The sequence below is a fragment of the Oceanicella actignis genome, assembly GCF_008124525.1.
GTDB lineage: Bacteria > Pseudomonadota > Alphaproteobacteria > Rhodobacterales > Rhodobacteraceae > Oceanicella > Oceanicella actignis.
This window is the reverse complement of sequence record NZ_VNHJ01000002.1, coordinates 218,432-243,906: the sequence shown is the minus strand read 5'-3', so window position 1 is coordinate 243,906 and position 25,475 is coordinate 218,432. Positions and strand designations below refer to the sequence as shown.

The following is a 25,475-nucleotide window of genomic DNA, read 5'->3' as shown; positions in this document are numbered from 1 at the left end:
CCTCACACGCGCTCGATGATGGTGGCGGCGCCCATGCCCGAGGCGACGCACAGGGTGCACAGCGCGGTGCCCTTGCCCGTGCGCTCGAGCTCGTCGAGCGCGGTGTTGATGATCATGGCGCCGGTCGCGCCCAGCGGATGGCCCATGGCGATGGCGCCCCCGTTCACGTTGACCTTGTCATGGTCCACGTCGAAGGCCTGCATGAACAGCAGCACCACCGAGGCGAAGGCCTCGTTCACCTCGAACAGGTCGATGTCCTTGATGGACATGCCCGCGTTCTCGAGCACGCGCTGGGTGGCCGGAACCGGCCCGGTCAGCATGATGGTCGGGTCGGTGCCCACCCGCGCCACGGCGCGGATGCGCGCGCGCGGCTTCAGGCCCATGGCCTCGCCCGCCTCTTTCGAGCCGACCAGCACGCCCGCCGCGCCGTCGACGATGCCCGACGAGTTGCCCGCGTGGTGGACGTGCTCGATGCGCTCGAGCTCGGGGTATTTCAGGATCGCCACCTTGTCGAAGCCGGGCATGGTCTCGCCCATGTCCTTGAAGGCGGGCTTGAGCGCGCCCAGGCTCTGCATGTCGGTGTCGGGGCGGATGTATTCGTCGCGCTCGAGGATCGGCAGGCCGTTCTGGTCGCGCACGGTCATCACCGAGCGCGCGAAGCGGCCCTCGGCCCAGGCGCGGGCGGCGCGCTTTTGCGATTCCACCGCGTAGGCGTCGCAGTCGTCGCGGCTGAAGCCGTATTTCGTGGCGATGATGTCGGCCGAGATGCCCTGCGGCACGAAGTAGCTTTTCCACGCCAGCGTCGGGTCCACGGCGATCGCGGCGCCGTCCGAGCCCATGGGCACGCGCGACATCATCTCGACGCCGCCGGCCACATACATGCCGCCCGCGCCCTTGGCCTGGTTGGCGGCGATGTTCACCGCCTCCATGCCCGAGGCGCAGAAGCGGTTGATGGACAGCCCCGGCGCCTTCTGGTCGTAGTCCGAGTAGAGCACCGCCGAGCGCGCCAGGCACGCGCCCTGCTCGCCGACCTGGGTGACGTTGCCCCAGATCACGTCCTCGATCTTCGAGGTGTCGAGCCCCTCGTTGCGGCGCTTGAGCTCGTTGAGCACCTCGGCCGACAGCCGCACCGAGGTGACCTCGTGCAGGCTGCCGTCCTTGCGGCCCTTGCCGCGCGGGGTGCGCACGGCGTCGTAGATGTATGCCTCGGTCATGTTCGAGTCCTTCCTTGCAGGCCGATCGCTCAGGCGGATTTCGGCATCAGGTCGTAGGGGGCCTTCCAGCCCGGCATCGCCTTGATGCGGTCAAGCCAGGCGACGATGTTGGGATAGGCGCCGAGGTCGAAGGGCAGCTCCTCGCCATAGTAGAGGTAGCCGCAGATCGACAGATCGGCGATGGACAGGCCCGGCGTGGCCACGAAGTCGCGGCCCGACAGGCGCTGGTCCAGGGTCTTGAGCGCGCCCTTCAGGCGCGACTGCAGAAAGCCGAGCACCGCGGGGTCGCGCTTGTCCTCGGGCATGAAGTGGCCGATGAAGCGCAGCGGGGCGACGATGGAGGTGAAGCTGTAATTGTCCCAGAACAGCCAGCGGAACACCTCGAGGCGCTCGTCCTCGTTCGCCCAGCGGAACTTGCCCTCGCGCTCGGAAACGTAGTCCAGGATCACGGCCGACTGGCTGATGCTGCGCCCCTCATGCTCGAGCAGCGGCACCTGGCCCATGTCGTTCTTCTCGAGGTAATCGGCCGAGCGGTGCTGCCCCTCGAAGAAGTTGACGAAGACGGGCTGCCAGTCGGCGCCGGCCAGCTCCAGATACAGCGCCGCCTTGTAGGCGTTGCCCGACTGGGCGAAGCAATGAAGCTTGTAGGTCATGCGGATCTCTCCCTGCGGCGCGGCGGGCCGCGCCCATGTGCGGCGCGCGCCCCTCCCGGCGCGCGCGGGCGGCGCGGGGCGCGGACGGGCCGCCCCCGCGCCGTTTGCTCAGAACGCCTCGGCGTCCAGCGCCATGACCGGGGCGGCGCCGGTCTGGATGCGCGCCAGGCGCAGCGCCGTCTCGGGCAGGTGACGGGCCATGTAGTAGCGCCCCGTGGCCAGCTTGGCGGCGTAGAACGGGTCGTCCTTGCCGGCGGCGATGGCCTCGCGCGCGGCCTTGGCCATCATCGACCAGGCGTAGCCAAGGCAGACATGGCCGAACAGGTGCATGAAGTCGGTCGAGCCGGCCAGCGCCTCGTTGGGGTTCTTCATGCCCTGCTGCATGAAGAACATGGCCGCGGCCTGCAGGTCCTTCGAGGCCTTCTTCAGCGGCTCGAGGAAGTCCTTCGCCAGCTCGGGGTCGCCCTCGTTCTGCTTGATGAAGGTCTTGACCATCTCGAAGAAGGCCATGACGTGCTTGCCGCCGTCGAGGCCCAGCTTGCGCCCGACCAGGTCCAGGGCCTGGATGCCGTTGGCGCCCTCGTAGATCATGGTGATGCGGGCGTCGCGCACGAACTGCGACATGCCCCATTCCTCGATGTAGCCGTGGCCGCCGAAGATCTGCTGCGCCTGGACCGTGGACTCGAACGCCTTGTCGGTCAGGAAGCCCTTGATGACCGGCGTCATCAGCGCGATCAGGCCGGCCGCGTCCTTGTCGCCGCCGCGCAGCTCGCGGTCGATCAGCGAGGCGCCCCACAGCACGAACATGCGCGCGCCCTCGACGAAGGCCTTCTGGTCCATCAGCATGCGGCGCACGTCGGGATGCACGATCAGCGGATCGGCCGGCTTGTCGGGCGCCGCGGCGCCGGTCACCGCGCGGCCCTGCAGGCGGTCCCTGGCGTAGGCGACGGCGTTCTCGTAGGCGACGGCGGCCTGCGCCAGGCCCTGCATGCCGACGCCGATGCGGGCCTCGTTCATCATCGTGAACATGGCGCGCAGGCCCTTGTGCTTCTCGCCCACCAGATAGCCCACGGCGCCGTCATAGTTCATGACGCAGGTCGCGTTGCCGTGGATGCCCATCTTCTCTTCGATCTTGCCGCACGAGACGGCGTTGCGCGCGCCAAGGCTGCCGTCCTCGTTGACCAGGAACTTGGGCACGATGAACAGCGAGATGCCCTTCACCCCCTCGGGGCCGCCGGGGATCTTGGCCAGCACAAGGTGGATGATGTTCTCGGACATGTCGTGCTCGCCGGCCGAGATGAAGATCTTCTGGCCGGTGATGCGGTAGGTTCCGTCCTCCTGCGGCTCGGCCTTGGTGCGCAACAGGCCCAGATCGGTGCCGCAATGGGGCTCGGTCAGGTTCATGGTGCCCGTCCACTCGCAGGTCACCATCTTGGGCAGATAGGTGCGCTTCTGCTCTTCCGAGCCATGGGCGCGGATGGCCGAATAGGCGCCGTGGGTCAGGCCCGGATACATGGAGAAGGCCATGTTGGCGGCCGAGTGCATCTCGCCCACCGCGGTGGCCAGGATGTAGGGCATGCCCTGCCCGCCATATTCGGGGTCGCAGTCAAGCCCGGTCCAGCCGCCTTCGCGCAGGGTGTCGAAGGCCTCCTTGAAGCCCTTGGGGGCGCGCACGACGCCGTTCTCGAAGGCGCAGCCCTCGACGTCGCCGACGCGGTTGAGCGGCGCCAGCACGTCGCGCGCGATCTTGCCGGCCTCTTCGAGGATGGCCGAGGTGAAGTCCTCGGTCATGTCCTCGTAGCCGGCGACGCCGGCGGCCTCCTGGATCTTCAGCGTCTCGTGCATCGCGAACAGCATGTCGCGGATGGGGGGGGTGTAGGTGGGCATGTCGCGCTCCCTGCGTGGTCATGTGCTGCGGCGCGCCGCGGCGGGCGCGGCCGGCGGAAAGGCTTGCGTGCGGTCGCCGGGCCAGGCATGCGGGCCGGCGGAGGTCGGTTGATTCGGGTCGGGCGTCACTCGGCCGCGTCGGCGCGGGCGCGGCGGGCGATCTCCTGGCGGGCGACCTCCATCAGGTCGCGCAGCTCCTGGATCGCCTCCTCGAGCTCGGTCTTCTGGGCTTCGAGCTTGCCGATCTGGCGGTTGGCGCTCTCGATCCAGACGGTCATCTGGGTCAGCTCGTCGACGTCGTAAAGCTCGAGCCACTGGCGGATCTCGTCCAGCGAGAAGCCGAACCGCTTGCCGCGCAGGATCAGCTTCAGCCGCGCGCGGTCGCGATGGGTGAACAGGCGCTTCTGCCCGTCGCGCAGGGGCTTGAGCAGCTCCTTGTATTCGTAGAAGCGCAGCGTGCGCGGCGTGACGCCGAACTCGGCGCACATCTCGGAGATGGTGCTGTATTTCTCGGTCATGCGGGCCTCCCGGTCCGTCGGCGAATCTCTGCGCGGACTATCGTTGACGTTGACGTAAGATGCAAGCGCCGAGCGCCGCGCGGGATGGACGCACCCGCGCGCCACGGTATACAGGATTGCGCGCAAGACGATGAAAGGACGGCGAAGATGACCGCGGCGGAGCCCGACAGACAGGCGAAGATCGGACAACAGTTCATCCAGGCCGTGCCCCACATGCGCGAGCTGGGCATCGAGCTTCTGGCCATCGGCGGGGGCGAGGCCAGGATGCGCGTGCCCTATGACGAGCGATTCGTGGGCGATCCGAAGACGGGGGTCATCCATGGCGGCGTGCTGACCGCGCTGCTCGACAGCTGCTGCGGCGCGGCGGTGATGAGCCACCCCGGCGGCCCCGCGGGCACGGCGACCATCGACCTGCGCATCGACTACATGCGCGCCGCGCGCCCGGGCCGGGCGGTGACCGCGCACGCCACCTGCTACCGGCTGACGCGCTCGGTCGCCTTCGTGCGCGCGCTGGCCTTCGAGGACGACCCCGACGACCCGGTCGCCGCCGCCCACGGCGCCTTCACCGTCGAGCGCCCCGCCAGGGCGGGCAAGTCGGGCGGAGGCAAGGCATGAGCGCGCGCCCCCCCATCGAGCCCGTCCAGGTGGTCAAGGCCCGCCGCGACGCGGCGCTTGCGCGGCTGACGGGCGGCATTCCCTACGCCCGCTTTCTGGGCGTCAGCTTCCAGCGTCTGGGCGACGAGATCACCGCGCAGCTCAGCTTCGACCCCAAGCTGATCGGCAACCCGATGCTGCCGGCGCTGCATGGCGGCGTGACGGGCGCGTTTCTGGAGCTGACCGCGCAGGTCGAGCTGGCCTGGTCCATCGTCTGGCGGCGCATGGAATCGGGCGGCGAGGCCGCCGCCGCCATCGAGCGCGGCGAGTTTCCGCCGATGCCCAAGACGGTGGATTTCACCGTGGACTATCTGCGCTCGGGCCTGCCGCGCGACGCCTACGCGCGCGCGCGCGTGAACCGGGCCGGGCGGCGCTACGCCTCGGTGCATGTCGAGGCTTGGCAGGACAATCGCGACAAGCCCTTCGCCGCCGCCACGGGGCATTTCGTGATGCCCCGGCTGGACGAAGCGGGATGAGCGCGCCGGCGCGCGGCGCCGGCGCCTCGGGCCAGATGCGCGGCCAGATGCGGGGGCGGATGCGGGGGCGGATGCGAGGTCGGCTTCGCGATCCGCTTCGGGACGCGATTCGGCGCCGCATGCGGGGCGGCGTCAGGGGCGGCGTCAGGGGCGGCGTTCGGGCCGGCGTTCGGGGCGGCGTTCGGGGCCGCATTCGGAGCGCGGGCCGGGGCGCGGCTCGGGACGCGATCTTAGGCGCAGTCTTGAGCGCGTGCCGTGGAGCGCCCCGGGGCGCAGTCCTGGGCGCGAGCCGAGGAGCGCCTCGGGGCGCGATTCGGGATGCGATCCGGGATGCCATCCGAGCCCGGGCGCCGCGCCCCGCGCGCGGCGCATGAGCGCGGCGTGCGGCGTCGCGGGCGCGCCGATCGGGCATCGGCGCATCCTGCGCATCGCCACGCCCATCATGCTGTCGAACGCCACCGTGCCGCTGCTGGGCGCGGTGGACACGGCCGCCGTGGGCCAGATGGGCGCCGCCGCACCCATCGGCGCCGTCGGGCTGGGCGCAGCCGCGATCGGGCTGGCCTACTGGGCGTTCGGCTTTCTGCGCATGGGCACGACCGGGCTTGCGGCGCAGGCGCGCGGCGCGGGGGACGAGGCCGAATCGGGCGCGGTCCTGGCGCGCGGGCTGCTGATCGCCTTGTGCGCGGGCGCGGCCATCGTCCTTCTGGGCGGCGCGATCGTGGCGGTGACGCTGGCGCTGTCGCCCGCCTCGGCCAAGGTCGAGGCCATGACCGCCGACTACCTGTCGCTGCGCCTTTGGGGCGCGCCGGCGGCGATCTCGGTCTATGCGCTCACGGGCTGGCTGATCGCGGCCGAGCGCACCCGCGCCGTGCTGGCGCTGCAGCTGTGGATGAACGGGCTGAACGCGGCGCTCGACGCCTGGTTCGTGCTGGGGCTGGGCTGGGGCGTGAGCGGCGTGGCCGCGGCGACGCTGGCGGCCGAGCTGTCGGGCGCCGCGCTGGGGCTGTGGCTGTGCCGCTCGGCCTTCGCTGCGCTCTGGCGCGGCGCGGCGGCGCGGGCGGGCGCGGGCGCGCGCGCCGGACGGCGGGCGCTGGCGCTGGTGCTGGACCGCGCGCGGCTGCGGCGCATGGCGGGGGTGAACGCCGACATCCTGGTGCGCTCGGTGCTGCTCGAGGCGGGGCTGGCCTTTTTCGTCTTTCGATCCGCCGCGGCCGGGGATGCGGCGCTGGCGGCCAACCAGGTGCTGCTGCAGTTCCTGATGATCTGCGCCTATGCGCTGGACGGCTTCGCCTTCGCCGCCGAGGCGCTGGTCGGCCAGGCCTTCGGCGCGCGCGACCCGGCCGCCCTGCGCCGCGCCGCGATGCTGAGCGCGCGATGGGGGCTGGGCTGCGCGACGGCGCTGTCGGGCGCCTTCGCGCTGGGCGGCGGCGCGGCGATCGACCTGATGGCGGCCGCGCCCGAGGTGCGCCTGACCGCCCGCGAGTTCCTGCCCTGGGTCGTGGCCCTGCCCCTGGCCGGCCTGCCCGCCTGGATGCTGGACGGCGTGTTCATCGGCGCCACGCGCACGCGCGACATGCGCGTGGCGATGATGCAATCCGTGCCCGTCTACGCGCTGGCCTGGGCCGCGCTGACCCCGCTGATGGGCGCGCACGGGCTGTGGGCGGCGCTGACCGTCTTCTTCGCCGCGCGCGGCGCGACGCTGGCGCTGCGCTATCCGGCGCTCGAGCGCGCGGCCGCGGGGTGCGAAAGCGGCGGCGCGCTCACAGAAAGCTCTGCGGGTCGATGTCGATGACCACGCTCACGCCCGGCTCGGGGCGCGTCGCGGCCCGCCAGGCGCGCAGCGCCGCCTGAAGGGGCGCGCCGCGCGGAGCCTTGACCAGAAGCCGCACGCGAAACCGGCCGCGGATGCGCGCGATGGGCGCGGGCGCGGGGCCGAACAGCTGCGCGCCCGCCTGCTCGAGCGCCGCGCCCGCGCGCGCAAGCGCCTCGGCGGTGCGCCAGACGCGCGCCTCGTCGGGCCCCGAGACGATCACGCCCGCCATGCGGCCGAAGGGCGGCGCGCCGGCGGCCTCGCGCTGGGCGGCCTCGCGCTCCCAGAAGGTTTCCTCGTCGCCCGAAAGGATGGCGCGGATCACCGGGTGATCGGGCGCATAGGTCTGCAGCAGCGCCGCGCCCGGCCGATCGGCGCGGCCCGCGCGTCCGGCCACCTGGCGCAGCAGCTGAAAGGTCTTCTCGGCCGCGCGCAGATCGCCGCCCTTCAGCCCCAGATCGGCGTCGATCACGCCCACCAGCGTCAGCAGCGGAAAGTTGTGCCCCTTGGCCACCAGCTGCGTGCCGATGATCACGTCCGCCTCGCCCGCCGCGATGGCGGCGATGCGCGCCTTGAGCTGCTCGGCGCTTTGCGCCAGGTCCGAGCTGAGCAACGCCGTGCGCGCCTTGGGAAAGCGCGCGCGCGCCTCTTCGGCAAGGCGCTCGACCCCCGGCCCCAGCGCCGCCAGCGCGTCGGCGCGCCCGCATTCGGGGCAGGCCTTGGGCACGGGGCGCGAGTGCCCGCACTGGTGGCACACCAGCCGCCCGCGCAGGCGGTGCTCGACCAGCCAGGCGTCGCAATGGGGGCAGCCCATATGCGCCCCGCAGCCCCGGCACAGCGTCAGCGGCGCATAGCCGCGGCGGTTGATGAACAGCAGCGACTGCTCGCCGCGGGCAAGGCGCTCGTTCACCGCGCGCGCCAGCGGCTCCGAGATCCACTCGCCGCGCGGCGGCGCGTGGCGGCGCATGTCCACCGCCTGCATGCGCGGCATCACCGCCGGGCCGAAGCGCTCGGGCAGGTCCAGGCGCCGATACTTGCCCGCGCGCGCATTCGCCCATGTCTCGAGCGCCGGCGTCGCCGAGGCCAGCACCGCCGTCGCCCGCCCCAGCGCCGCGCGCAGCACCGCCATGTCGCGCGCGTTGTAGCGCGGGCCGTCCTCCTGCTTGTAGGAGCCGTCGTGCTCTTCATCCACCACCACCAGGCCAAGATCGCGGAAGGGCAGGAACACGGCCGAGCGCGCCCCCACCACCACCTGCGCCTGACCCGAGGCGGCCGCGCGCCAGCAGCGCCGCCGCCCCGCGTCGCCGGCGGCCGAGTGCCACTCGGCCGGGCGCGCGCCGAAGCGGCGCTCGAACCGGTCCAGAAAGGCCGCCGTCAGCGCGATCTCGGGCAGCAGAACCAGCGCCTGGCGGCCCTGGCGCAGGCATTCGGCGACCGCCTCCATGTAGACCTCGGTCTTGCCCGAGCCGGTGACGCCCTTGAGCAGGAAGGTCGCGTAGCCGCGCGCGGCGACGCTTTGGCGCAGGGCCTCGGCGGCCTCGTCCTGCGCGGGCGAAAGGGCGGGCGGCGCGAAGGCGGGGTCGAGCCGCGCGAAGGGCGGATCATGGGGGGCGAGGCGGGCGCTCAGGGCGCCCGCCGCCTCCAGCCCCTTGACCACGCCGGGGCCGACGCCGGCCTGGCGGGCCAGCTCGGCCGGCTCGAAGGGCATGCCGTCATGGGCCTCGAGAAAGGCGATGACGCGCCGCCGCGCGGGGGTCATGCGCTCGGGCCGCTCGGGCCCCAGGGTCAGCAGGCGGCGCATGCGCGGCGCCTCGCGCAGCCCGGGCGCGCGCGAGGCCAGGCGCAGGACCTGCCCCAGCTCGATCAGCGTGTAGTCGGCCGCGCGGGCCAGAAAGCGCCGGGTCTCGGGGGTCATGGGCGGCAGGTCCAGCCGCCGCGCCAGCGGCTTGAGCCGATCGGGCGGCAGCTCGGCCGAGGGCGGCCCCCAGACCAGCGCCAGGGCCCGGCGCGGGCCGATCGGCGCCTCGACCCAGTCGCCCGCGCGCACGCCCCCGGGCGGGGCGAGGTAGTCCAGCGGCTTGTCCACCGGCAGGGCCGGCAGCGCGCTCAGCGGGGCGCCCTCGGGGAAGAAGGCGTCCTCGTCCGGCGCGGCTTCGCCCCGGGCGCCCGCCTTCGCGGGCCGCGCCGCGCCCGTCAAAACGGCTGTGGCCGCGCCGGCGCGGCTGGTCTATTGTGCGCGCCCATCAACAGGCCGCGCCCGGACGGGCGGCGCGGCGCATGGGCGACAAGGATCGGAACGCGCATCATGAAGTTCTTCGTTGACACTGCCGAGATCGACGAAATCCGCGACCTTGCCGAAACCGGCATGGTCGACGGGGTGACCACCAACCCCTCGCTTATCATGAAATCCGGGCGGAACATCCTGGAAGTGACGCGCGAGATCTGCGCGCTGATCGACGGCCCGGTTTCGGCCGAGGTCACGGCCACCGAGGCCGACGCCATGATCGCCGAGGGCCGCAAGCTGGCCGAGATCGCCCCCAACATCGCCGTCAAGGTGCCGCTGACCTGGGCCGGGCTCAAGGCGTGCAAGGTCCTGTCGGACGAGGGCAAGATGGTCAACGTCACGCTCTGCTTCTCGGCCAGCCAGGCGCTGCTGGCGGCCAAGGCGGGCGCGACCTTCATCTCGCCCTTCATCGGCCGGCTGGACGACATCGGCCTGGACGGGATGCAGCTGATCGCCGACATCCGCCAGATCTACGACAATTACGACTTCAAGACCGAGATCCTCGCCGCCTCGATCCGCACGGTCAACCACGTGCAGGAGGCCGCGCGCGTGGGGGCCGACGTGGCGACCATTCCGCCGGGCGTGCTGCGCAAGCTGGCCGACCATCCGCTGACCGACAAGGGTCTGGCCGCCTTCCTGGCCGACTGGGAGAAGACCGGTCAGAAGATCATCTGACCCCGGGGGACGCGCGCCCAGATGACCGACGCCGCCGATTCGCCCCCCGCCGCCGCGCCGCGCGACCCAGAGCTGACGGCGCGCGTGCGCGCGCTGCTGACCGCCGATCCGGGCCTTGTCCTGGACGACATGGAGGTGATGCGCGCGCTCGTCGCCGCGCAGGGAGCGGCGGCGGGGCGCAACGTGGTCGATCTGCGCGGCGCGCTGGTCCAGCGGCTCGAATCGCGGCTGGCCGCGCTCGAGGCGCTGCACCGCTCGGTGCTGTCGGCCGCCTACGAGAACCTGGCCGGCGCCGCGCAGATCCATCGCGCGGCGCTGGCCATGCTCGAGGCGCCCGACCTGACCGAGGCGCTGACGACGCTGGAGGCGCGCGTGCCGGCCATGCTGGGGGTCGAGGCGATCCGCCTCGGGCTCGAGGCCGCCGGCCCGGCGCGCGCCGCCGCGCCCGCCGTCGCGCCGCTGCCGCCGGGCGGGGTCGAGGCCTACATGAATCTCGGGCGCGAGGATGCGCATCGCCGCGTCGTCCTGCGCCGCTTTCCCGCCGGGCTGCGCGGGGCGGGCGCGCTGTTCGGGCCGGCCGCGTCCGGGCTGGGCTCGGAGGCGCTGGTGCGGCTGGACCTGGGTCCCGAGGCGCCGCCCGCGCTGCTGGCCTTCGGCGCGCGCGACCCCGGGCGCTTCACGCCCGACCAGGGCGGCGACCTGCTCGACTTCTTCGGCGGCGTGCTCGAGCGCCTGCTGCGCCGCTGGGCGGGCTGAACATGCCCCCCGCCCCGGCCGAGCTGCTGGAGCGTTTCCTCGACCATCAGCGCGGCGTGCGCGCGGCCTCGCCGCACACGCTGGACGCCTACCGGCGCGACGTCTCGTCCTGGCTGGGCTTCGTGGCCGCGCGCCGCGGGGGGGCGCTGAGAGCGGCGGATCTGGGGCGCGTCGCGCTGGCCGATCTGCGCGCGTGGATGGCGGCCGAGCGCGCCGCCGGCCTTGGCGCGCGCTCGCTGCGGCGGCGGCTGTCGGCGGTGCGCAGCTTTCACCGCTGGCTGGCCGAGGCCGAGGGGATCGAGGCCACGGCGCCCCTGGCCATGCGCGGCCCCAGGGCGCCGCGGCGCCTGCCGCGCCCGGTCTCGGCCGAGGCGGCGGCCGCGCTCATCGACCATGCCGCCGAGGCCGACGCGCCCGACTGGATCGCGGCGCGCGACGCGGCGGCGCTGACGCTGCTTTACGGCTGCGGGCTGCGCATTTCCGAGGCGCTGGCGCTGCGCTGCGCCGACGCGCCGGGGGGCGTTGCGGGCGACTGGCTGCGCATACGGGGCAAGGGCGGGCGCGAGCGCATGGTTCCGGTCCTGCCCGCCGCGCGCGAGGCGGTGCGCGCCTACATGGCGCTGCGGCCCGGACCGGCGCGCCCCGAAGATCCGCTGTTCATCGGCGCGCGCGGCGGGGCGCTGGGGCCGCGGGCGCTGCAGCGGCGCATGGCCCAGGCGCGCCAGGCGCTGGGCCTGCCGCCCAGCGCGACGCCCCATGCCCTGCGCCACGCCTTCGCCACGCATCTGCTGGCGGCCGGCGGCGATCTGCGCGCGATTCAAGAGCTGCTGGGCCATGCCTCGCTGTCCACCACGCAGATCTACGCGGCGGTGGACGAGGCGCATCTGATGGCGGTCTACGACGCGGCCCACCCGCGCGCCCGCGCGACGGGCGCCGACGCCCCCGACGCGGGGGACGGAACGGGGGACGGGACGGGGGACGGGACCAGCCCCTCCGCCGACCGCCCGGCCCCGCGCCGGCGCCGACGGCCCTAGCCCTGCTCCGAGTCCTGCCCCGAGCCCTGCCCCGAGCCCTGCCCCGCGCCCTGCCCGTAGCGCGCCAGGATCATGCGCACGGCGCTGTCGACCACCGCCTCCATGGCGCGTTCGTCCAGCGGAGCGCCGCCATGGATCACCGGCCAGAAGCCCTGCCCCTTGAGCAGGCTCAGGAACTCGGCCGCCGCGCGCTCGGGATCGTCGATGCGCAGCGCGCCCGCCCGCGCCGCATCGGCCATGAAGGCGGCGATGGGGGCGCATTTGTCCAGCCGCTCGGCCATCTCGGCGGCCAGGGCGGGGTCGCGCATGGTCTCGCCCATCACCATCCGGGCAAGGCGCATGAAGTCGGGCGACATCATCAGCCGCCCCTCGGCCCAGGCCAGCGCGCGCAGCTGCGGCGCGACCGGCGCGGCGGGGTCGAAGCGCAGGTCCAGCGCCACCGACAGCTGCGCCGACATGCGGTCCACGATCGCGTTGAACAGCGCCAGCTTGCCGTCGAAATGGTTGTAGACGGTGCGTTTGGACACCTGCGCGCGCGCGGCGATGCGGTCCATCGAGGCGCGCAGATAGCCGCGCTCGAGGAACTCGTCCACCGCCGCCTCGACAATCTGCTCGCGCTTGCCCGCCGCAGGGCCCATGGGCCGCCCTCCCGTCGCCGGCGCGCCGCCGCGCGCCGCGCTGATGCCGCCGTTCATGCTGCGTAGCACCGCGCGGGCGCAAGGTAAACGCGCGGGTTTACACGTTGCGGCCCGCAAGTATACTGCACCGTGCAGTTTACCTGCCCCCAAGCTGTCCCGCCGCGTCGCTGCCGGCGCCGGGCGACAAGGAATGCGACATGACCATCGAACTGACCGTCAACGGCCGACGCCGAAGCGTCGAGGCCGACCCCGACGCCCCCCTTCTGTGGGTCCTGCGGGACGAGCTGAACCTGACCGGAACGAAATTCGGCTGCGGCGTGGCCGCCTGCGGCGCCTGCACCGTGCATCTCGACGGCGAGCCCGTGCGCGCCTGCCAGACCGCGCTGGCCGACGCCGCCGGGGCCGAGATCGCCACCATCGAGGGCGTCTCGGGCAAGGCCGCCGAGGCCGTGCGCGCCGCCTGGCGCGAGCTTGACGTGGCCCAGTGCGGCTACTGCCAGTCGGGGCAGATCATGTCGGCCGTCGCGCTGCTCGAATCGAACCCCGCGCCGGACGACGCCGCCATCGACGCGCACATGAGCGGCAATGTGTGCCGGTGCGCAACCTATCCGCGAATCCGCGCCGCGATCCATCGCGCCGCCCGCATGATGGAGGGCTGACATGACCGTTCGCACCGACCGACGCGGCTTTCTTGGCTTGGCCGCCGCCGCGGGCGCGGCGCTGGCCGTCGGCTTCGACGCGCAGGGCGCGCTGGCCGCCGGCGCCGCCGATGCGCCCGGCGCCGCCTTCAACCCCTTCGTGCGCATCGCGCCCGACGGCGCGGTGACCGTGATCGCCAAGCATTTCGAGATGGGCCAGGGCGCCTCGACGGGCCTCGCCACCCTTGTCGCCGAAGAGCTGGGCGCCGACTGGGCGCAGATGCGCGTCGCCTTCGCGCCGGCCGATCCGTCGCGCTACGCGAATCTGCTGTTCGGCACGCAGGGCACGGGCGGCTCGACCGCGATGGCCAATTCCTGGCTGCAATACCGCAAGGCCGGCGCCGCCGCGCGCGAGATGATCCGGCGCGCCGCCGCCGCCCGCTGGGGAGTCGATCCAGCCGAGCTCGACATCGTCGAAGGCCAGGTCCGCGGCGCGGGCCGCTCGGCCGGGCTGGGCGAATTCGCCGCCGACGCCGCCGCGCTGACGCCGCCGGCCGAACCGGCGCTCAAGCCCGCCTCGGCCTTCCGGCTGATCGGCGCGCCGGATCTGCGCCGGCTCGACGGACCCTCCAAGACCGACGGAACGGCCGAATTCGCCATGGACGTCAAGGTTCCGGGCATGGTCTGGGCCGTGATCCTGCGCCCGCCGCGCCACGGCGCGCGCCTGACGGGCTTCGACGCCGCGGGCGCGGAGGCCGTGCGCGGCTTCGTGGACGCGCGCGCGCTGCCCAACGGGGCCGGCGTCGCCGTCTATGCGCGCTCGACCTGGGCCGCGATCAAGGCGCGCGAGGCGATCGAGGCCAGATGGGACGAGGCCGAGGCCGAGACGCGCTCGACCGACCGGATGGAGGCCGAGCACCTGGCCCTGCTCGACGCGCCGACCTATCAGGCGCGCGGCGAGGCCGCCCAGGCGGCCGCCGCCCTGTCGGGGGCCGCGCGGGTGGTCGAGGCCGACATGCTGCTGCCCCATCTTGCGCACGCGCCGATGGAGCCGCTCAACTGCGTCATCGAACCGCTCGAGGACGGCGTGCTGATCCATGACGGCTGCCAGTTCCCCGGCCTGACCCAGCCCATCGTCGCCGCGGTTCTGGGCCTTCGGCCCGAACAGGTGCGCATCCGGACCGTGTTCGCCGGCGGCTCGTTCGGGCGGCGCGCGAACCCGACCAGCGACTACCACGTCGAAGCCGCGCTGGCCTTCGCCGCGCTGGGCGGCAAGACGCCCGTCAAGCTGATCTGGACGCGCGAGGACGACCTGGCCGGCGGCTACTACCGCCCCATGGCCGCGCACCGCGTGCGCGTCGGGCTGGACGCGGACGGGCGCGTCGTCGGCTGGGATCACCGCATCGCCGCGCAGTCGATCATGAAGGGCACCGCCTTCGAGAGCGTGACCGTGCATGACGGCGTGGACCACAGCTCGGTCGAGGGCGCGGCCGACACGCCCTACGCCATTCCGGCCATGTCGGTGGGGCTGAGCGACTGGACCTCGCCGATCCCGGTTCTGTGGTGGCGCTCGGTCGGACACAGCCACACCGCCTTCGCCATGGAGACGGCGCTGGACATGGCCGCCGAGGCGGCGGGGCGCGACCCGCTCGAGCTTCGGCTCGAGCTCTTGTCGGGCGAGTCCGACGACCATCGCCGCCTGTCGGGCGTGCTGCGCCTAGCGGCCGAGAAGGCCGGCTGGGGCGCGCCGTTGGCGGCCGGACGCGGGCGCGGGCTGGCGGCGCACAAGTCCTTCGGCAGCTACGTCGCGACGGTGGTCGAGGTCACCGCCAGGGACGGGCGGGTGCGCATCGACCGGGTGGTGTGCGCCGTCGATTGCGGCACGGCGATCAATCCCGACATCGTGCGCGCCCAGGTCGAGGGGGCGGTCGGCTTCGGCATCGGCCACGCGATGCGCAACCGCATCACCTTCGACAACGGGGCGGTCGAGCAGACCAACTTCCCCGACTACGAGCCCCTGCGCATGGGCGACATCGGCGCGATCGAGGTGCATGTCGCGCCCTCCGAGGCGCCGCCCTCGGGCATCGGCGAGCCGGGCACGCCGCCCGCCGCGCCGGCGCTGGCCAACGCCATCGCGGCGGCGACGGGGGTGCGCCCCCTGAAGCTGCCCATCACGCGGGCGGGGCTCTCCTTCGCCTGAGGCGCGCGGGGCCGGGGCGCGCGCCGTCCCGGCCCTTGCGCCGAATCTCGCGCGGCGCGCCGGCCCTTTCCACGCCGCGGGATTCGCTCCCCTCGCCCGCGGCGCGCTCTTGATCGGGTCCGCGCCCGGCCGCACCATCCCCGCAATCGCGCGGCCGGAAGGCGCGCCGGCGAACGGAGCAAGCGGCATGAGCGAGACCGGCGAGGCGCCCGTCCCATCGGGCGGCGAGATCTTTCCCCGCCTTCAGGCCCTGGGCGTGACGCACGTCTTTTGCAACTCGGGCACCGATTTTCCGCCGATCATCGAAGGGCTGGCCCGCGCCGCCGCCCAGGGGCGCGCCCTGCCGCGTCCCGTCGCGCTTGCGCATGAGCACGTCGCCATGGGCATGGCGCATGGCGCCTGGCTGGCGACGGGGCGGCTTCAGGCGGTCATGCTGCACACCAATGTGGGCCTGGCCAACGGCGCCATCGGCGCGATCAACGCCGCGCATGACCGCGCGCCCATCATCCTCATGTCGGGCCGCACCCCGGTCGTCGAGCAGGGCCGCTTCGGCGCGCGCACCGTGCCCATCGGCTGGGGGCAGGAGATGCGCGACCAGGCCGCCCTGGTGCGCGAATCGGTCAAGTGGGACTACGAGCTGCGCTTTCCCGAGCAACTGCCCGCCCTGCTCGACCGCGCCGCGGCGATCGCCCGCTCGACCCCCGCGGGGCCGGTCTATCTGAGCCTGCCGCGCGAGGTTCTGTGCGAGCCCATCCCCCCCTCGTCGCCCGCGCCGCCGCCCATGGCGCCCGCCCGCGCCGCGCCCCCGCCCGACGACATCGCGCGCCTGGCCCGCTGGGTCGCCGAGGCGCGCAACCCTGTGGTCATCGCCCAGCGCGGCGCCGGATCGGCCGAAGGGTTCGCCGCCATGGACCGGCTTGCGCGCGGCTGGGGGCTGCCGGTGTGCCGCTGGTGGGCCACGGCGCTTGCCCTGCCGACCGATCATCCCATGGACGTCGGCGCCGATCCGGGGCCATGGATCGCCGAGGCCGACCTGATCGTGGCGCTCGACTGCCTCGCGCCCTGGCAGCCCGACCTGCACCGCCCCGCGCCCGATGCGCGGGTGGTCCATCTGGGACCCGACCCGCTGCAGATCCGCACGCCCGTGCGCGGCTTTCGCGCCGACATGGCGCTGGCGGGCGAGACGGCCGAGATCCTGACCATGCTCGAGGCCGCCCTGGCGCCGCTGCGCAAGGGCCGCGCGCAGGCGCTGCAGGCGCGCGCGCGCAAGGTCGCCGCGGCCGCCGCGCGCAACCGCCAGGCGGCGATCGCGCAAGCGCGGGCGGGCGGACGCGCCGCGCCCATGAGCAAGGCCTTCGTCGCGTGGCGCCTGTCGGCGGCCATCGCCCGCGCCGGGCGCGAAGAGGACGCGGCGGTGTTCTCGGAGCTGGGCTGCCCGCTCGACCCGCTGACGCTGCGCCGCCACGACGCCTGGCGACAGGAGCCGCATTCGGGCGGGTTGGGCTTTGGCCTGCCGGCGGCGCTCGGCTTCCAGCTGGCCGCGCCCGAAAGGCTGGTCTTCGCCACCATGGGCGACGGCAGCTACATGTTCGCCAACCCCGTCGCCTGCCACCAGGCGGCCGAGGCGCTGGGCCTGCCGGTGATCGGCGTCGTGCTCAACAACGCCGAATGGGGCGCGGTGCGCCAGTCGGCGCTCGGCCTCTATCCAGACGGCCACGCGGCGCGCGCCAACGCCGCGCCGCTGACCTCGCTCGACCCGAGCCCGGACTTCGCCATGGTCGCCGCCGCCAGCCGCGCGCATGTCGAGACCGTCGAGACCCCCGACCAGCTGGACGACGCGCTGGACCGCGCCATCGCCGTCGCCACCATCGAGCGGCGCCAGGCGCTGCTCGATGTCCGCGTGCAGCGCAGCATGAACGGCTGAGCGGAAATTTCCGTTGCATTTTGGCTACATGGCAGCGAAGCCGGCGCCCCTGACGCCAGGGCGCTGTTGCGCCGCACGCAATGGCGCGGCATCCATCAGGCTGCGGAGCCCAGCCGGCAGCCAGGACTCCCCCCCTTTCTTTCGTAACCAGATGCGAGCAACGACATGACCCTTTTCAAGGCAACCAGCTCGGCGATCGCCCTGTGCGCCTTCGCCGCCGCGCCGGCCTTCGCGGCCGAACCGCTCAAGGCCTCGGTCGGCGGCTACATGGCCGCGGGCTTCGGCTATCTGAAGGAAGCCGGCTCGACCGAGGACGGCTCGTTCGGCGTGATGCGCGACGGCGAGATCCACTTCAAGGTCAAGGGCGCGGCCGACAACGGCCTGACCTTCTCGGCGCAGGTCGAGCTCGAGGCCTTCACCACGACCGACCAGATCGACGAGAACTTCGTCAAGGTCGGCGGCAAGTTCGGCGAGGTGATGATCGGCGGCAACGACAGCGCCAAGACCCACCTGACCGTCGGCGTGCTCTATGCGCCGCTCACCAAGGTCGGCTACTATGACGACGACGTGATGCAGGGCCTGTCGGGCGGCATCGACGGCGCCTCGGACTCGGTCGGCATCCACTACTTCTCGCCGAACTTCTCGGGCCTGCGGCTGGCCGCCTCGTGGCAGCCCAACGCCACCGCCGACGGCGCTTCGGACACCAACGCGCTCTCGACCGGCGGCGACGACGTCTACGCCATCGCCGCCTCCTATGCGCGCGAGTTCGACGGCCTGGACCTGGCCCTGTCGGCCGCCTACGAGAAGACCGATCGTTCGACCAACGACGACACCTACGGCTTCGGCGCCCAGCTGGGCTGGCAGGGCCTGCGCCTGGCCGCCTATGTCGAGCAGAACTATGACGAGTCGTGGGACTACACCGGCGGCGTCGGCTACAAGACCGGCCCCTGGACCATCGCGGGCGGCTATGCGCGCACCGAGACCGCCGGCCAGGACGACGTCGACACCGTGTCGGGCTGGGTGACCTACGCGCTCGCGCCGGGCGTCAGCGCCACGGCCGCCGCCGCCTACGCCACCGGCGGCGCCGTGCCCGCCGGCACGAACGACGACGGCGTGGTCGCCATGACCTACCTGTCGCTGAACTTCTGATCGCTCGGATCAGGCGACGTCTCTTCGGGGGAGCGGGCCGCGCGTCCGCTCCCCCTTTCGCGTCCGAGGCCGGCGGCGCGGGGCGGAAAGCGCTTGAAATCCCGGCCTTGGCCCGGCACAGCTCGGAGCTCAGGCGGGGCGGCGCCCGCGCGGGCGCGCCCGACCCAACGCAGGAGCCAGCAGACCATGTCGCTTGCCGAGATCCGCAACCGCATCGCCCAGGCCGAGCGGCGCGCCGGGCGGCCCGAAGGGTCGGTGACGCTGGTCGCCGTATCGAAGATGCAGCCGCTCGAGCGCGTGATCGAGACGCTCGAGGCCGGCCAGCGCGTGTTCGGCGAGAACCGCGTGCAGGAGGCCGCCGGCAAGTGGCCGGCCCTGCGCGAGCGTTTCGCCGGCGTCGAGCTGCACCTCATCGGCCCGTTGCAGACGAACAAGGTTCGCCAGGCGCTGGAGCTGTTCGACGTGATCCAGACGCTCGACCGGCCCAAGCTGGCGCGCAAGCTGGCCGACGAGGCCCAGGCCCGCGGGGCGTGCCCCCCGCTCTACGTTCAGGTCAACACGGGCGAAGAGCCGCAAAAGGCCGGCGTGGCCCCCGCCGAGGCCGACGCCTTCATCGCCGATTGCCGGGCCATGGACCTGCCGCTGGTCGGGCTCATGTGCATCCCGCCCGTGAACGAAGAGCCCGCGCCCCATTTCGCGCTGCTGCGCAAGATCGCCGAGCGCAACGGCCTGTCCGGCCTGTCGATGGGCATGAGCGACGATTTCGAATCGGCCATCTCGCTGGGCGCGACGACGGTGCGCGTGGGCTCGGCGCTGTTCGGCCCGCGCGAGGCGGGCGGCGGCTCTCGGCCGGCCTGACGGCCCGGCGCGGGCGGCGGAACAGGGCCGCGCCGATCGGGGGGCCGATCCGGGCCGGCATGATGGCGACCGCGATGATCCTGCCCCCAATCCTGGCCGCCCGATCCCGGCCCCCAAATCCCGGCCCCTGATCCGGGCCGCCCAACCGCCCCGACCGAACGAGGCCGCCCCGGCCGGGCGTCCGTCGCGCGCAGGTCGAAGGGCGAAGACCGGCCGCCAGGGCCGCGCAGCGCCCCCAAGACGCGCGCCGCGCCCCGGGCGCGTCGCCCGCCGCCCCGCCCCCTCAACGCCGCGGGGGCGCGAGCGGGCCGGGGCGGATCTCGATGCGGCTCCAGGGCCGCCAGCCGGCCAGGATGCGGCGCAGGTCGCGCTCGGCGAAGGCGACGCAGCCCTGGGTCGGATGGCGCGGCCCGCGCCAGACGTGCAGGAATATGGCGCTGCCCGCCCCCGGCCTTGGCGCGGCGCGGTTCCAGTCGATGTCGCCCACCAGGTCGTAAAGGCGATCGGCGCGGCGCATGCGCTCGGCGCCGAAGCCCCGCCCCAGCCGCACGGGCCGGTTGTAGAGCGGATCGGCCGGATCGTCGGACCAGCCCATCCCCGGCCCGATGGCGCGCGCATCCGCCCGCGGCCTCGGCCCGCGATCGGGCCGCCACCACACCCCCAGCAGGGCGAAGCGCCCGGCGGGGGTGACGCCGTCGCCCTCGCGCTTGTCGCGCGCGATGCCGCCCCGCCCCACCGCGCAGGGCATGAAGCGCCCGCGAAACAGCGCGCCCCAGGGGGTGACGAGCAGATCGTCCGGGCTCACATCAGATGCCCGCTCTTGGCGGCCTTGGTGCGCAGATAGGCGGCGTTGAGCGGGTTCTCGCCCACGATCAGGGGAACGCGCTCGGCCACCGTCAGGCCCGATTGCTCCATCATGCCGACCTTGCGCGGGTTGTTGGTCAGCAGCCGCACCGCCGAAAAGCCCAGCCGCCGCAGGATCGTGGCGCCGATGCGGAAATCGCGCTCGTCATCCTCGAAGCCGATGCGGTGATTGGCCTCGACCGTGTCGAAGCCCTGATCCTGCAGCGAATAGGCGCGCATCTTGTTCGCGAGGCCAATGCCCCGCCCCTCCTGGTTGAGGTAGAGCAGCACGCCCGCCCCCTCCTGCGCCATGCGCGCCAGCGCCGCGCGCAGCTGCGGGCCGCAGTCGCATTTGAGCGAGCCGATCACGTCGCCCGTGAAGCAGGCCGAATGCAGCCGCGCCAGCACCGGCGCGTCGCGGGGCGGATCGCCGATCTCGACCGCGTAATGCTCTTCCGAGCCGTCGCGCGGGCGAAAGACATGCACGCGCCCCGCCTCGGAGGCGGCCAGCGGCACGCGGGCGCGCGCAACCGGGTCCACGACCAGCGCCTCTGCCTCGGCGGCCGCCAGCTCGGCCGCGTCCAGCACCGACAGGCCGTGCTCGGCCGCCAGGGCGCGCGCCTGCTCGGCCCCGCCGGGCAGCTCGGCCACCAGCGCGGCGGGCAGCAGATGCGCCTGCTTGGTCAGGCGGATCGCGGCGCGGTGCAGGTCGGCCGGGCCCTCGCGCCGGGTGCGGAACGGCCCCTTGAGCGGCGCGTCCAGATCCGAGGCCGGATCGGCGGCGCTGCGGATCAGCGCGGCGCCGTCCTCGGGGCCGAGGATGATGCGCGCGATGTCGCCGTCATAGGCCCGGGCCTTGAGCGTTTCGGCCCGCCGCGCCGTGATCGCCAGGTCCAGCGACGCGCCCAGGCGCCGCATGTCCTCGAGCCGCTCGGGCGCCAGCGCCTCGGCCGCGCCGATCAGGGCGGCGCGCGCGCCGCTGGTCAGGGCCGCCGCCGCGCCGATGCGCAGCTCGGCGCGCGCGCGCGCGGCGCGCTCCTCTATGGTCAGGGCAAGGGTCATGGCGCCTCCGGGGTCATGGCGCGTTATATAGGGCGCTGGCGGGCGTTGAAACAATCGCCCGCCGCCGCTGACGCTTGCGTGAAGGCGCAGCGCCGGGGTTTGCGCGCCGCGCGCGGCTGCGCCACATCGAAGGGGTGGCATCGCAAGGCCCCGCCCGGGGCCGCATGACGACGGACGGAGGAGAGAGCATGGCCGCGCTCAAGAAGATCCTGCTGGTGGACGACGACGCCGACCTGCGCGAGGCGCTGGCCGACCAGCTGGTGCTGACCGAGGATTTCGACGTGTTCGAGGCCGAGACCGGCGCCGCCGGCCTCACGCGCGCGCGCGAGCAGATCCACGACCTGGTGATCCTGGACGTGGGCCTGCCCGACATGGACGGGCGCGAGGTCTGCCGCCTGATGCGCAAGCAGGGCGTCAAGTCGCCCATCATCATGCTGACCGGACACGCCACCGACGCCGACGCCATCCTCGGCCTGGACAGCGGCGCGAACGACTACGTCGCCAAGCCGTTCCGCTTTCCGGTCCTGCTGGCGCGCATCCGCGCCCAGCTGCGCCAGCACGAGCAGTCCGAGGACGCGGTCTTCGCGATCGGCCCCTATGTGTTCAAGCCGGCGGCGAAGATGCTGGTGGACGAGAACGACCGCAAGATCCGGCTGACCGAAAAGGAAGCCAGCATACTCAAGTTCCTCTACCGCGCCGGCGACGCCGTGGTGCCGCGCGACGTGCTGCTGCACGAGGTCTGGGGCTACAACGCGGGCGTCACCACCCACACGCTCGAGACGCACATCTACCGCCTGCGCCAGAAGATCGAGCCCAACCCCTCGGAGGCGCGCCTCCTGGTCACGGAATCGGGAGGATACCGCCTGGTGCAGTAGCCGCCCCTTGCCCCGCGCGCGCGGGCGCCTAGATGTATTGCGCCCAAGGAGGAGCGACGCCGCGCGACGGCGGCGCAGGCCGGGTCCCCCTCGCCCGGCCGGATCCTTCTCCAAGGCGGCGCCCGGCGGCCCCCTCCCGCCGGGCGCCTCAGCGCCGCGGACGGGGTGTGCGCCGTCGCCACGGCGCGCTACAAGGGCGGGGTCGCTTCTCCGGAGACCCCGATGCCCCTCACCGTATGCACCTGGAACATCAACTCGATCCGCCTGCGCGAAGGGCTTGTCCTGCGCCTGTTGCGCGAACACGCCCCCGACATCCTTTGCCTGCAGGAGATCAAATCCCCCCTCGACAAGATCCCCCTCGCCGGCTTCGCCGAGCTGGGCTGGCGGCACGTGGTCGCCCGCGGCGAGAAGGGCTACAACGGCGTCGCCATCCTCTCGCGCATCCCGCTCGCCGACGCGGGGCACGAGGACTGGTGCGCCAGGGGCGATTCGCGCCACGTCGCCGCCCGCCTGCCCGACGGCACGCTGCTGCACAACTTCTACATCCCCGCCGGCGGCGACGAGCCCGACCCCGTCGCCAACCCCAAATTCGCCCACAAGCTGGCCTTCCTTGACGAGATGGCCGCCCATTTCGCCGCCGCCGAGGGCCCGCAGATCCTGACCGGCGATCTGAACATCGCCCCGCGCGAGGACGACGTCTGGTCTCATCGCCAGCTTCTGAACGTGGTCTCGCACACCCCCGTCGAGGTCGAGAAGCTGACCGCCGTCATGCGCGCCGGCGGCTGGCGCGACGTGGTGCGCGAGCTCATCCCCCAGGGCAAGCTCTACTCGTGGTGGTCCTACCGCGCGCGCGACTGGTCCGCCTCGGACCGCGGGCGCCGGCTCGACCACATCTGGGCGCGCGGCGGCCCCGAAACCCGCGCCCGCGCCGCCCGCATCCTGCGCGAGGCCCGCGGGTGGGAGCGCCCCTCGGACCACGCCCCCGTCCTTGCCGAATTCGACATCTGAGGCCCCCATGATCCGCTTCCACGCCGAAAACGACGTCGCCACCCTGACCCTCGACCGCCCCGAGCGCCACAACGCGCTCGAGCTGGACGACATCGCCGCCCTGCGCCGCGCCCTCGACCAGGCCGCCGCCGCCAATCCGCGCGCCATGATCCTGACCGGCAAGGGCCGCAGCTTCTGCGCCGGCGTCTCGCTGGGCGACGTGGGCGGCGAGGCCTGGAGCGAAAACCCCCTGACCGCCCTGTGCGACGCGATCGAATCGCTGCCCTTCCCCACCGTCGCGGCGCTGAACGGCGGGGTCTATGGCGGCGGGGCCGAAATCGCGCTGTCCTGCGACTTTCGAATCGGCGTGCGCGGGATGCGCTGCTTCGTCCCCCCCGCGCGCCTCGGCGTTCACTACGAACCGGCCGGGCTGGCCCGCGCCATGCGCGTGATCGGGCTTCAGGCCGCGCGCCGCATGTTCCTGGCCGCCGACGAGTTCACGGACGAGGACCTTCTCCGAATCGGCTTCCTTGACGACCTGACCGCCCCCGAGGACCTGCCCGCCGCCGCCATGGCCCGCGCCCGCCGCCTGGCCGACCTGGCGCCCCTGGCGGTGCAGGGCATGAAGCGCACGCTGGGCGAGCTGTCGCGCGGCGCGCTCGACGCCCAGGCCGCCGCCCGCCGCGTGGCGCGCTGCTGGGCCTCCGAGGACCTGCGCGAGGGGTTGGCGGCGATGCGCGACAAGCGCGCGCCGGTCTTCAAGGGGCGCTGAGCCCTTGCAAAAAAGTTAATCTTTTCAATTCGATGCACCCGCCGCATTTTTCCGCGGCGGGTAACCGTCTCTTATGATTTTCCCCCGATGCTCGTCTCAGCAGCCCAGAAGGGGCCCTCGCGGCGAACGGCCACACCCGGCGCCGCAAACGTCAAGAAGGCGCGGAAGCGGCCGGCAAATCCCGGCCATCGACAATCCGCGGCGCTAAAGCGTCGCCCGCCAAGGGAAGACAGAGCATGAGCAGCATCCTGACCAACAACAGCGCGATGGTCGCGCTCCAGACCCTCAAGGGCATCAACAAGGGCCTCGACCAGGTCCAGAGCCAGATCTCGACCGGCAAGAAGGTCGGCAACGCCAAGGACAACGCCGCCGTCTGGGCCATCGCCTCGGTCATGCAGTCCGACGTCAAGGGCTTCAAGGGCATCTCCGAATCGCTGGCGCTCGGCTCCTCCACCGTCTCGGTGGCCCGCCAGGCGGCCGAAACCGTCACCGACCTTCTGACCGAGATGAAGGGCAAGATCGTCGCGGCGCAGGAAGACAACGTCGACCGCGCCAAGCTTCAGACCGACATCGTCGCCCTGCGCGACCAGATCTCCTCGGTGGTCAGCGCCGCCCAGTTCAACGGCCTGAACCTGGTTGACGGCTCGGTCTCCAGCGCGACCGTTCTCGCCTCGCTCGACCGCGACTCGTCCGGCAACGTGACCGCCAGCCAGATCACCGTGACCGCGCAGGACCTGTCGATCGGGAACTACAGCGCCAACGACGTCTTCGCGGCCGGCGGCGGCTCCGCGACGGTTTCCGGCGATGGCGACACCTTCGTCATGTCGCTCGACAATGGCGGCGGCAACGACTCGATCACGATCCAGGACGGCAGCACCGCCTGGGCGGCCGGCGACAGCATCTCGATCACCATCGGCGAACAGACGGTGACCTATACCGTGACCGCCGAAGACGCGGCCGCCACCACGCCGGCGGACATCGTGGCGGTGGGCCTGAAGAACGCCATCGACGCCCTGGACATCTCGGGTCTGGTGGTCGACTATGACAGCTCCAGCCCGGGCGTGCTCGACTTCACCAACAACGGCGCCGTCGATCTGGCGGTGAGCGGCCAGTTCACGAATGCCGGCGCCGGCGGCTTGGGCGCCCTCCAGGGCATCGACGTCAGCACCGCGGCCGGCGCCGCCTCCGCGCTTGGCAGCATCGAAGGGCTGCTCGACACGGCCATCGACGCCGCGGCCGCCTTCGGCTCGGTCCAGAAGCGCATCGAGATCCAGGCCGACTTCGTGTCCAAGCTGACCGACTCGCTCACCTCGGGCATCGGCTCGCTGGTCGACGCCGATCTGGAAGAGGCCTCGGCACGCCTCCAGGCCCTGCAGGTGCAGCAGCAGCTGGGCACCCAGGCTCTGTCGATCGCCAACCAGGCGCCGCAGAACGTCCTGTCGCTGTTCCGCTGACGCCTCGGCCGGGGCCGGCCGCCGGCCGGCCCCGGACCTGACCGGCCGCCGCCCAGCGCTCGAAAGGCGCGGCGCGGTCCCGCCGCCACCCGACAGCGCCATCCCAGGAACAAG

General features: G+C 73.0%; 23 protein-coding genes. 15 read left to right on the top strand and 8 right to left on the bottom strand.

Annotation, left to right across the window (positions count from 1 at the left end):
• Window positions 1-2 precede the first annotated feature (2 nt).
• The 4 genes from LY05_RS03825 to LY05_RS03810 form a co-directional block, all read right to left on the bottom strand.
• Entirely contained in the window at window positions 3-1,214 is a 1,212-nt protein-coding gene (locus LY05_RS03825; protein ID WP_072746846.1) for an acetyl-CoA C-acetyltransferase, read from the bottom strand.
• A 29-nt stretch (window positions 1,215-1,243) separates the two neighbouring features.
• Entirely contained in the window at window positions 1,244-1,867 is a 624-nt protein-coding gene (locus tag LY05_RS03820) for a glutathione S-transferase family protein (protein WP_072746847.1), read from the bottom strand.
• A 108-nt stretch (window positions 1,868-1,975) separates the two neighbouring features.
• Window positions 1,976-3,754, bottom strand: a complete 1,779-nt coding sequence (locus tag LY05_RS03815) for an acyl-CoA dehydrogenase C-terminal domain-containing protein (protein WP_148922159.1) — start codon at window positions 3,752-3,754, stop codon at window positions 1,976-1,978.
• Between the two features lie 125 nt (window positions 3,755-3,879).
• A complete protein-coding gene (locus tag LY05_RS03810) occupies window positions 3,880-4,272 on the bottom strand; it encodes a MerR family transcriptional regulator (RefSeq protein WP_072746849.1) in 393 nt (130 codons plus the stop codon).
• 147 nt (window positions 4,273-4,419) lie between these two features.
• Between LY05_RS03810 and LY05_RS03805 the strand changes: the two genes are divergently transcribed.
• From LY05_RS03805 to LY05_RS03795, 3 genes are all read left to right on the top strand, one after another.
• A complete protein-coding gene (locus LY05_RS03805) occupies window positions 4,420-4,887 on the top strand; it encodes a PaaI family thioesterase (RefSeq protein ID WP_072746850.1) in 468 nt (155 codons plus the stop codon).
• Window positions 4,884-5,402, top strand: coding sequence for a PaaI family thioesterase (locus LY05_RS03800; protein WP_072746851.1), 519 nt, complete (start codon window positions 4,884-4,886; stop codon window positions 5,400-5,402). Before LY05_RS03805 ends, LY05_RS03800 begins: the two co-directional genes overlap by 4 nt.
• A 370-nt stretch (window positions 5,403-5,772) precedes the next feature.
• Window positions 5,773-7,194, top strand: a complete 1,422-nt coding sequence (locus tag LY05_RS03795) for an MATE family efflux transporter (RefSeq protein ID WP_148922158.1) — start codon at window positions 5,773-5,775, stop codon at window positions 7,192-7,194.
• Here the strand turns inward: LY05_RS03795 and LY05_RS03790 are convergent.
• The gene (locus LY05_RS03790; protein ID WP_148922157.1) at window positions 7,163-9,409 is read right to left on the bottom strand and encodes a primosomal protein N'; all 2,247 of its coding nucleotides are present in this window, start codon (window positions 9,407-9,409) and stop codon (window positions 7,163-7,165) included. The genes LY05_RS03795 and LY05_RS03790 overlap by 32 nt on opposite strands.
• Window positions 9,410-9,517: 108 nt before the next feature.
• On the opposite strand from LY05_RS03790, the gene fsa reads away from it, so the two are divergent.
• Genes fsa through LY05_RS03775 form a run of 3 tightly spaced genes read left to right on the top strand, consistent with a single transcriptional unit; the run spans window position 9,518 to window position 11,961 of the window.
• Window positions 9,518-10,171: a fructose-6-phosphate aldolase gene (fsa, locus tag LY05_RS03785; RefSeq protein WP_148922156.1), complete on the top strand. Its 654-nt coding sequence runs from the start codon at window positions 9,518-9,520 to the stop codon at window positions 10,169-10,171.
• A 21-nt stretch (window positions 10,172-10,192) separates the two neighbouring features.
• Window positions 10,193-10,927 (top strand): DUF484 family protein, encoded by a 735-nt coding sequence (locus LY05_RS03780; RefSeq protein WP_148922155.1) that lies wholly within the window; start codon window positions 10,193-10,195, stop codon window positions 10,925-10,927.
• A 2-nt stretch (window positions 10,928-10,929) separates the two neighbouring features.
• Entirely contained in the window at window positions 10,930-11,961 is a 1,032-nt protein-coding gene (locus LY05_RS03775) for a tyrosine recombinase XerC (RefSeq protein WP_148922154.1), read from the top strand.
• On the opposite strand, the gene LY05_RS03770 is transcribed toward LY05_RS03775, so the two are convergent.
• Window positions 11,958-12,599 (bottom strand): TetR/AcrR family transcriptional regulator, encoded by a 642-nt coding sequence (locus LY05_RS03770; RefSeq protein ID WP_148922153.1) that lies wholly within the window; start codon window positions 12,597-12,599, stop codon window positions 11,958-11,960. The genes LY05_RS03775 and LY05_RS03770 overlap by 4 nt on opposite strands.
• A gap of 197 nt (window positions 12,600-12,796) precedes the next feature.
• Here LY05_RS03770 and LY05_RS03765 point away from each other — a divergent pair, with 197 nt between their 5' ends.
• From LY05_RS03765 to LY05_RS03745, 5 genes are all read left to right on the top strand, one after another.
• Window positions 12,797-13,258 (top strand): (2Fe-2S)-binding protein, encoded by a 462-nt coding sequence (locus LY05_RS03765; RefSeq protein ID WP_148922152.1) that lies wholly within the window; start codon window positions 12,797-12,799, stop codon window positions 13,256-13,258.
• A gap of 1 nt (window position 13,259) precedes the next feature.
• Window positions 13,260-15,437 (top strand): xanthine dehydrogenase family protein molybdopterin-binding subunit, encoded by a 2,178-nt coding sequence (locus tag LY05_RS03760; protein ID WP_148922151.1) that lies wholly within the window; start codon window positions 13,260-13,262, stop codon window positions 15,435-15,437.
• Window positions 15,438-15,624: 187 nt separating this feature from the next.
• Window positions 15,625-17,361, top strand: a complete 1,737-nt coding sequence (locus LY05_RS03755; RefSeq protein WP_148922150.1) for a thiamine pyrophosphate-requiring protein — start codon at window positions 15,625-15,627, stop codon at window positions 17,359-17,361.
• Between the two features lie 165 nt (window positions 17,362-17,526).
• Window positions 17,527-18,510 (top strand): porin, encoded by a 984-nt coding sequence (locus tag LY05_RS03750; protein ID WP_148922149.1) that lies wholly within the window; start codon window positions 17,527-17,529, stop codon window positions 18,508-18,510.
• Window positions 18,511-18,696: 186 nt separating this feature from the next.
• On the top strand, window positions 18,697-19,368 hold the full coding sequence (locus LY05_RS03745; RefSeq protein WP_148922148.1) for a YggS family pyridoxal phosphate-dependent enzyme: 672 nt from the start codon (window positions 18,697-18,699) through the stop codon (window positions 19,366-19,368).
• Window positions 19,369-19,651: 283 nt separating this feature from the next.
• Here LY05_RS03745 and LY05_RS03740 read toward each other — a convergent pair whose 3' ends face one another.
• On the bottom strand, window positions 19,652-20,173 hold the full coding sequence (locus LY05_RS03740) for a L,D-transpeptidase family protein (RefSeq protein WP_072746863.1): 522 nt from the start codon (window positions 20,171-20,173) through the stop codon (window positions 19,652-19,654).
• On the bottom strand, window positions 20,170-21,273 hold the full coding sequence (ribA, locus tag LY05_RS03735; RefSeq protein ID WP_072746864.1) for a GTP cyclohydrolase II: 1,104 nt from the start codon (window positions 21,271-21,273) through the stop codon (window positions 20,170-20,172). The genes LY05_RS03740 and ribA overlap by 4 nt, the downstream gene beginning before the upstream one ends.
• Before the next feature lie 188 nt (window positions 21,274-21,461).
• Between ribA and LY05_RS03730 the strand changes: the two genes are divergently transcribed.
• From LY05_RS03730 to LY05_RS03715, 4 genes are all read left to right on the top strand, one after another.
• A complete protein-coding gene (locus tag LY05_RS03730; protein WP_072746865.1) occupies window positions 21,462-22,148 on the top strand; it encodes a response regulator transcription factor in 687 nt (228 codons plus the stop codon).
• A gap of 222 nt (window positions 22,149-22,370) precedes the next feature.
• Window positions 22,371-23,156 carry an exodeoxyribonuclease III gene (locus LY05_RS03725; RefSeq protein WP_072746866.1) on the top strand — a complete coding sequence of 262 codons (786 nt, stop codon included), beginning with the start codon at window positions 22,371-22,373 and terminating at the stop codon, window positions 23,154-23,156.
• A gap of 7 nt (window positions 23,157-23,163) precedes the next feature.
• On the top strand, window positions 23,164-23,907 hold the full coding sequence (locus LY05_RS03720) for an enoyl-CoA hydratase/isomerase family protein (RefSeq protein WP_148922147.1): 744 nt from the start codon (window positions 23,164-23,166) through the stop codon (window positions 23,905-23,907).
• Between the two features lie 236 nt (window positions 23,908-24,143).
• Window positions 24,144-25,361 carry a flagellin N-terminal helical domain-containing protein gene (locus LY05_RS03715; RefSeq protein WP_148922146.1) on the top strand — a complete coding sequence of 406 codons (1,218 nt, stop codon included), beginning with the start codon at window positions 24,144-24,146 and terminating at the stop codon, window positions 25,359-25,361.
• Window positions 25,362-25,475: the final 114 nt, after the last annotated feature.

Bases quoted from the DNA above. Each gene is read 5' to 3' on its own strand.
- LY05_RS03715 (WP_148922146.1), top strand. From the start codon at position 24,144: ATGAGCAGCATCCTGACCAACAACAGCGCGATGGTCGCGCTCCAGACC.
- LY05_RS03815 (WP_148922159.1), bottom strand. From the start codon at position 3,754: ATGCCCACCTACACCCCCCCCATCCGCGACATGCTGTTCGCGATGCAC.
- LY05_RS03720 (WP_148922147.1), top strand. From the start codon at position 23,164: ATGATCCGCTTCCACGCCGAAAACGACGTCGCCACCCTGACCCTCGAC.
- LY05_RS03725 (WP_072746866.1), top strand. From the start codon at position 22,371: ATGCCCCTCACCGTATGCACCTGGAACATCAACTCGATCCGCCTGCGC.
- LY05_RS03820 (WP_072746847.1), bottom strand. From the start codon at position 1,867: ATGACCTACAAGCTTCATTGCTTCGCCCAGTCGGGCAACGCCTACAAG.
- LY05_RS03780 (WP_148922155.1), top strand. From the start codon at position 10,193: ATGACCGACGCCGCCGATTCGCCCCCCGCCGCCGCGCCGCGCGACCCA.
- LY05_RS03765 (WP_148922152.1), top strand. From the start codon at position 12,797: ATGACCATCGAACTGACCGTCAACGGCCGACGCCGAAGCGTCGAGGCC.
- LY05_RS03825 (WP_072746846.1), bottom strand. From the start codon at position 1,214: ATGACCGAGGCATACATCTACGACGCCGTGCGCACCCCGCGCGGCAAG.
- LY05_RS03800 (WP_072746851.1), top strand. From the start codon at position 4,884: ATGAGCGCGCGCCCCCCCATCGAGCCCGTCCAGGTGGTCAAGGCCCGC.
- LY05_RS03745 (WP_148922148.1), top strand. From the start codon at position 18,697: ATGTCGCTTGCCGAGATCCGCAACCGCATCGCCCAGGCCGAGCGGCGC.
- fsa (WP_148922156.1), top strand. From the start codon at position 9,518: ATGAAGTTCTTCGTTGACACTGCCGAGATCGACGAAATCCGCGACCTT.
- LY05_RS03805 (WP_072746850.1), top strand. From the start codon at position 4,420: ATGACCGCGGCGGAGCCCGACAGACAGGCGAAGATCGGACAACAGTTC.
- ribA (WP_072746864.1), bottom strand. From the start codon at position 21,273: ATGACCCTTGCCCTGACCATAGAGGAGCGCGCCGCGCGCGCGCGCGCC.
- LY05_RS03730 (WP_072746865.1), top strand. From the start codon at position 21,462: ATGGCCGCGCTCAAGAAGATCCTGCTGGTGGACGACGACGCCGACCTG.
- LY05_RS03750 (WP_148922149.1), top strand. From the start codon at position 17,527: ATGACCCTTTTCAAGGCAACCAGCTCGGCGATCGCCCTGTGCGCCTTC.
- LY05_RS03775 (WP_148922154.1), top strand. From the start codon at position 10,930: ATGCCCCCCGCCCCGGCCGAGCTGCTGGAGCGTTTCCTCGACCATCAG.
- LY05_RS03810 (WP_072746849.1), bottom strand. From the start codon at position 4,272: ATGACCGAGAAATACAGCACCATCTCCGAGATGTGCGCCGAGTTCGGC.
- LY05_RS03755 (WP_148922150.1), top strand. From the start codon at position 15,625: ATGAGCGAGACCGGCGAGGCGCCCGTCCCATCGGGCGGCGAGATCTTT.
- LY05_RS03770 (WP_148922153.1), bottom strand. From the start codon at position 12,599: ATGGGCCCTGCGGCGGGCAAGCGCGAGCAGATTGTCGAGGCGGCGGTG.
- LY05_RS03795 (WP_148922158.1), top strand. From the start codon at position 5,773: ATGAGCGCGGCGTGCGGCGTCGCGGGCGCGCCGATCGGGCATCGGCGC.
- LY05_RS03760 (WP_148922151.1), top strand. From the start codon at position 13,260: ATGACCGTTCGCACCGACCGACGCGGCTTTCTTGGCTTGGCCGCCGCC.